This window comes from Mucilaginibacter sp. (assembly GCF_028288105.1).
In the GTDB taxonomy this organism is placed as follows: domain Bacteria; phylum Bacteroidota; class Bacteroidia; order Sphingobacteriales; family Sphingobacteriaceae; genus Mucilaginibacter.
The window spans coordinates 1-5,614 of record NZ_JAQBOI010000314.1 but is presented as its reverse complement, the minus strand read 5'-3'; the positions used below and the strand labels follow the sequence as shown (position 1 = coordinate 5,614).

The window sequence follows — 5,614 nt, the reverse complement described above, 5'->3', positions numbered from 1 at the left end:
AAGCTAATGGCGATGGCAAATTTGATAGGGCCAAAAACAAAAAGTGGATGGATTGGGTAGAGAAAAACCAGCTTAGCTGGGTAAACTGGAATATTACTGATAAAAAAGAAACTACAGCTATTTTGCAGCCCGGTGCACCAGCCCAAGGCGGGTGGACAGCAAATCAGCTTACACCTGCCGGTTTATACATCCGCGAGCAGCTTAGGTTGCTGAATAAGTGAAATTTATGTTACAATGACTTTCATATGTGCCAAAACGCTTACATTTATGCATGGCACAAAGCAGGGTATATATTATACTGGTATTTACGTTAGCCCTGCTGGCTTGCAATACGCATAAAAAGAAGATCTACACCAGTGAATGCGCTACAGAGATCCGGTTTAAAAAAGTGAGCTTTTCCCACCTTATAGATAGCATTAAATTTTACGATAAGCAATATGTAGAAGTATCTGGCAAATATGTGGAAGGCAAGCATATATCTGCTCTGATAAACGATAGCACCTTTACAAACCACGGTAATAACCGTTCGCTTTGGGTGAATTTTACGCAAGATTGCCCGCTATACCTTAAAGATAAACATATTGGATTATTTGAGACCGAGGATGGCGAATATAATAAGATCAACAACAGGCAAATGACCATTAGGGGTCGTATAGACCTGCAAAAGAAAGGCCATAAAGAAGCTTACCGTGCAACTATAAATGAGGTAAGTTATCTGGAGCTTTATTAGATATCCAACTGCAAACCATCGTAGGCCAGCTCAATCCCCGTAGGAAGTTCTTTGGCAATATCTGCATGCCGGCCCAGGCGGTGGCTAATATGGGTGAGATAGGTTTTCTCGGCATTAATATCCTGTGCAAAGGCGATGGCTTCATCCAGCGTAAAGTGTGATATATGCGTATCCTTTTGCAGCGCGTTTATTACCAATATTTTTGAACCACGAATTTTTTCTTTCTCAATATCCGAAACCGTTTTTGCATCGGTGATATAGGTAAAATCCCTTATCCGGTAGCCTTTAACCGGCAATTTGTAATGCATTACCTCGATAGGGGTAATGCGCACCTGGCCAATATCAAAGGGTTGCAGATCAATGGTATGCAGGTTTATCTGCGGGATGCCTGGATAGCCTTTGTCGGCAAAAATATAGGGAAACTCGCGGCGCAGGGCTAATTGAACACGTTCATCGGCATATACATCTACAGGCCCAAGTTGCTTGTAATTAAACGCGCGGATATCATCCAAGCCAGCCACATGATCTTTATGCTCGTGGGTAAAAACAATGGCATCCAGGTGTTTTACTTTAGCCCGCAGCATCTGGCACCTAAAATCGGGACCCGAATCAATTACTATCACTTTACCTTCGCCCTCTACCAAAATAGAAGTACGCAAGCGGTTGTCGTGCCGGTCGGCAGATGTGCATACCTCGCATTCGCAAGCAATAACAGGTACACCCTGTGAAGTTCCGGTTCCTAAAAAAGTAATGGTCACAGCTGCAGGGTTGTTTGTTTTAATTGGTGTAAAAATGCAGCCTGTTTATCGTCTAACAGATTATAATCTATTTCAAGAGTGCGGGCCAGCTCAGCTACCGCGGCTATTTTGCTTTCCAGGTTGGCAAATTTATTTACTACTATTACACGGCTGTTTAACAGCATGCAAGCGCCGGTTTTAAAGTTACCTTTCTCATACCTAACACGGTAACCTGCTGTTTTAAGCAGCATCTCCAGTTTTTCGAGTGTATGATTGGTAATGGTAAGCATCTTTTCAAAAATAGTAACATTTACCATTACAGCGGTAAAATGTTGTAAATAGATGTATCATCGATCTGTAAATAAACTTCTTAAATTTTTTTATAAAGATTTAGGGTCTATTGTAATTCACTTTAATAAATTACTATATTGGTGCAATAATTCTCCTGAAATAATTTAACCAATTGTACCCATTATGAGCCAAAAATCCGAACGGTTTCTTTCGCTGGATGTCTTCCGCGGATTAACTATTTGTTTTATGATCATTGTAAACACGCCCGGTAGCGGCGCGGCGCCATTTGCACCGCTTGAGCATGCTGCCTGGTTTGGTTTTACCCCAACCGATCTTGTGTTCCCATCTTTTTTATTCGCGGTAGGTAATGCGATGAGCTTTACCATGAAAAAGTTTGATGCGCTTAGCACCGGCACGGTTCTTTACCGGGTATTAAAACGTGGCTTGCTCATATTTTTGATCGGTTACCTCATGTATTGGTTCCCGTTTGTAGAACCACATAATGGCGTATGGTCAATGAAACCGATAGACCACACACGCATAATGGGCGTTTTACAACGTATTGGTCTTTGCTACATATTCGCTTCGCTTATTATTTACTTTATAAGATCTAAAACGGCTGTTATTGTTGTCAGCATATTACTGTTAATTGGCTACCAGGTTTTATTGCTGGTATTTGGCGACCATGCTGCCCCTTACGGGATGCTAACCAATGCAGGTACCTACCTTGATAAATTTGTTTTAGGAGATAACCACCTGTACCACGGCGAGGGTGTTGCCTTTGATCCCGAAGGTATCCTGGGGACTTTACCGGCTATTGTGAATGTTATTGTAGGTTATTATGCGGGTAAGTTTATTCAGGAAAAAGGTAAAGGATATGAAACCATTGCACGGCTGGCATTAATAGGGTGTGTATTCATCTTCATCGCTTTAACCTGGAACATGAGCTTCCCTATAGGTAAAAAGCTTTGGAGCAGCCCTTTTACGCTGCTTACAACAGGCATAGATATGGTGATGATAGCTGCCTTGATCTATGTTGTTGAAGTGCGCGCATGGAACAAAGCCAACTGGACATCGTTCTTCACCACTGTTGGTAAAAACCCGCTGGCTATTTATATCCTGTCAGAAATATTGGTTATCGCTTTCTGGATGATCCACATCGGCAACAAAAACCTGTACGCCTGGATAAATGATGTATTCTACCAAAAAATAGCGCCCGGGGCAATTGGGTCACTATTGTTTGCCGTTAGCTATATGCTGGTCTGCTGGGCGGTAGGTAAGGTGCTGGATAATAAAAAGATATATATAAGGGTGTAGGTATTTTAACCTTAAATACACAAAACAAAAGCGAGGGTTAAGCCCTCGCTTTTGTTTTGTAGATCTATTCCGGATTTATTTCAGGAATTAGCTCTTCAGAAGGCGGTACATCATTATTTGCCGATCTGTAATTGCCACTTTTAAGTTTTAATAATATTATTAATCCCCCCAATGGTATACCAAATATCCAAAATGAATCGAAGTAGTCGGATATATTGAAGCTAAAACCCAACAGCATTTGTAAATTAAGATACTTAATGAATAGGCCATTTACCGCGTTGTAGCCAATTGCCGGAATGTTAAGGATCACTATGAACAGATACTTCAGCCACTTGGTTCGCATGTCGCTCCTTTTTACCTTAACAATCATATAAATGTTAAATGCAGGAATGCAAATGGCGACTAACCCAAATAACCAAAAGGGGAGCATATTCGGTATTTTTCCTTTGATATCTAAGGTTTTAATATCTAATATCTTCCCGGTTTTATCGTCAAACAGGCCCTGGAGAATACCAAATTCGGTTTTGTTTGAGTATTGCACAAATACTAAGGTAGTATTTGGGGGAGTGCCGGTACCTTTTAAAGTAGAGTATGTTTTTTCAGATCTTATAAAAGAGTATTCGAGCTTGTCTCCAAAACCTTTTATGAGAATGTTTCTGAAAACATCCAGCCCTGCTTTTACACTATCCCTGTTTAATGGTTTGGCAGGATCAAAAGCCAGCAGATCGATACATTTGTCGTAGTCTTTATGTAAAAGATTTTCAATAAAAAGCTTTGAGGTATCACCAAACTTTTTACTATTTGCAAGGAACGTACAGCTACACGTAAAGGCTATTACAAAAAACGTAATAGTAGCTATCAGATATTTTCTCATTCAGGAGTGTGATAAGTTATGCCTAAATATAGGCAAATAGTTTATTTCTCCTAAATTATAAACCCTTACCTCAAATCCACAACCTCAACACCCGGGTAGGCTTTCTTATCAAACACAAAAGCGGTTTCTGCAACCTTGTAGTTAGGAGTAAAGCTGCGCAGGGTGTAAGTATATTTGCTGCCGTTTTTGTCGAATATCTGGGTACTGTAAAGCTGATTCTTAACCTTATCAATCATCAGCCTCACTTTAAAAAAGCTTTTTTTGCTATCCTCGGGGGTTAGGTCAACAACCTGGTAAATTTTACCTGCAATTTTTTGCTGACCGGTATAAATGTATTTATACCCTTTCTCGTACATGGTGAAGATTTTGGCCGGGTTAAAGCCTTCTTCACCGTTATCGGCAGCGCTTAATTGTACCTCGTTGGCATCTTTAAGGAAAGTCCACTGGTTTTTACCATCGCTGATTATATCCTGCGTAACTGCTTTTTTACCTGCGGCATATAAGGTTACCTTATACTTATTGGTTTTTGAACGAGATATAAGCGTGCCGGTCTGCGTTTCTTTTACGTTGGCCTGCTGGTTGTCAATTGTCAGTGTAAAATCTGTTTTAACCGCATCGTAGCTGCGATATTGCTTGCTTAGTTTGTTGAGGATAACTTTTGCATCGGCATCTTTTTGCGCGAAGGCTGCAGTTACGGTAAGGGTAGATAGTACTATGTAAATAAATAATCTTTTCATGTTCTTTTTTGTCGATTTTAAAGCTCACAGGCAATAACCATTATGGCTTATAATGGTTTAGAGTAATATAAACTTAATTAGTTTAATCGCGCGGTTTTTGTAGTTCTTCCAGGTGGCGTTCCAAGCTGTATTCATCCGGATAAAGCACGTCGCGGGCTTTGCTGCCTTCAAACGGACCAACAATGCCTGCGGCTTCCAACTGATCAATAATACGGCCTGCGCGGTTATAACCCAGCTTCATTTTACGCTGAATAAGCGACGTTGAACCTTGCTGGTGCAACACAATAAGTCGTGCGGCATCTTCAAACATTGGGTCGCGGTCATCCGGGTCAAAATCTTTGGCACTGCTGCCTGCTTCGCCTTCGCCAACATACTCCGGCAGGAACATAGCCGAAGGATAGCCGCGCTGATTGCCGATAAAGTCGGAAATACGTTCAACCTCAGGTGTATCCACAAACGCGCACTGCAGGCGTATCAGGTCGCTGCCTGTAGAAAGCAGCATATCACCACGACCGATCAATTGATCGGCACCGCCGGCATCTAATATCGTACGCGAATCTATCTTTGACAATACCCTAAAGGCCAAACGGGCCGGGAAGTTAGCCTTAATAGTACCCGTAATAACGTTAACCGAAGGCCTTTGCGTAGCAATAACCAAATGGATACCCACGGCACGGGCAAGCTGTGCAATACGGGCAATTGGCTGTTCTACCTCTTTACCGGCAGTCATCATCAAATCGGCAAATTCATCAATTACCAGTACGATGAACGGCAGATAACGGTGTTTCTCGGGGTCGCTAATTTTGCGGTTAACAAATTTGGTGTTGTATTCTTTTAGGTTACGTACCTGCGCGTCTTTCAGCAAGTCGTAACGCTGGTCCATCTCAATACAAAGCGAATTAAGCGTGTTTACCACCTTCTTGGTATC

The 5,614-nt window shown here is 41.6% G+C and carries 7 protein-coding genes and 1 pseudogene; 3 read left to right on the top strand and 5 right to left on the bottom strand.

Annotation, left to right across the window (positions count from 1 at the left end; all coding sequences use genetic code 11):
* Both JWQ85_RS20785 and JWQ85_RS20780 read left to right on the top strand, forming a co-directional pair.
* Positions 1-221, top strand: a pseudogene (locus JWQ85_RS20785) (glycoside hydrolase family 5 protein); the annotation flags it as partial.
* Positions 222-271: 50 nt separating this feature from the next.
* Positions 272-730 carry a hypothetical protein gene (locus JWQ85_RS20780; RefSeq protein WP_299471403.1) on the top strand — a complete coding sequence of 153 codons (459 nt, stop codon included), beginning with the start codon at positions 272-274 and terminating at the stop codon, positions 728-730.
* On the opposite strand, the gene JWQ85_RS20775 is transcribed toward JWQ85_RS20780, so the two are convergent.
* On the bottom strand, positions 727-1,488 hold the full coding sequence (locus tag JWQ85_RS20775; RefSeq protein WP_299471401.1) for an MBL fold metallo-hydrolase: 762 nt from the start codon (positions 1,486-1,488) through the stop codon (positions 727-729). The genes JWQ85_RS20780 and JWQ85_RS20775 overlap by 4 nt on opposite strands.
* Positions 1,485-1,784, bottom strand: coding sequence for a hypothetical protein (locus JWQ85_RS20770; protein ID WP_299471399.1), 300 nt, complete (start codon positions 1,782-1,784; stop codon positions 1,485-1,487). The genes JWQ85_RS20775 and JWQ85_RS20770 overlap by 4 nt, the downstream gene beginning before the upstream one ends.
* A gap of 157 nt (positions 1,785-1,941) precedes the next feature.
* On the opposite strand from JWQ85_RS20770, the gene JWQ85_RS20765 reads away from it, so the two are divergent.
* Complete coding sequence (locus JWQ85_RS20765) at positions 1,942-3,075, top strand: heparan-alpha-glucosaminide N-acetyltransferase domain-containing protein (RefSeq protein WP_299471397.1); 1,134 nt, start codon at positions 1,942-1,944, stop codon at positions 3,073-3,075.
* Positions 3,076-3,139: 64 nt separating this feature from the next.
* On the opposite strand, the gene JWQ85_RS20760 is transcribed toward JWQ85_RS20765, so the two are convergent.
* The 3 genes from JWQ85_RS20760 to JWQ85_RS20750 all read right to left on the bottom strand — a co-directional run.
* A complete protein-coding gene (locus JWQ85_RS20760) occupies positions 3,140-3,949 on the bottom strand; it encodes a hypothetical protein (RefSeq protein WP_299471395.1) in 810 nt (269 codons plus the stop codon).
* Positions 3,950-4,014: 65 nt separating this feature from the next.
* On the bottom strand, positions 4,015-4,686 hold the full coding sequence (locus tag JWQ85_RS20755; protein WP_299471393.1) for an outer membrane lipoprotein carrier protein LolA: 672 nt from the start codon (positions 4,684-4,686) through the stop codon (positions 4,015-4,017).
* 82 nt (positions 4,687-4,768) lie between these two features.
* Positions 4,769-5,614 (bottom strand): DNA translocase FtsK (locus tag JWQ85_RS20750; RefSeq protein WP_299471391.1); only part of this gene is annotated, 846 nt, incomplete at its 5' end.

Excerpts from the sequence above, each read along its gene's own strand:
- JWQ85_RS20780 (WP_299471403.1), top strand. The coding sequence starts at position 272 with ATGGCACAAAGCAGGGTATATATTATACTGGTATTTACGTTAGCCCTG.
- JWQ85_RS20770 (WP_299471399.1), bottom strand. The coding sequence starts at position 1,784 with ATGGTAAATGTTACTATTTTTGAAAAGATGCTTACCATTACCAATCAT.
- JWQ85_RS20765 (WP_299471397.1), top strand. The coding sequence starts at position 1,942 with ATGAGCCAAAAATCCGAACGGTTTCTTTCGCTGGATGTCTTCCGCGGA.
- JWQ85_RS20760 (WP_299471395.1), bottom strand. The coding sequence starts at position 3,949 with ATGAGAAAATATCTGATAGCTACTATTACGTTTTTTGTAATAGCCTTT.
- JWQ85_RS20755 (WP_299471393.1), bottom strand. The coding sequence starts at position 4,686 with ATGAAAAGATTATTTATTTACATAGTACTATCTACCCTTACCGTAACT.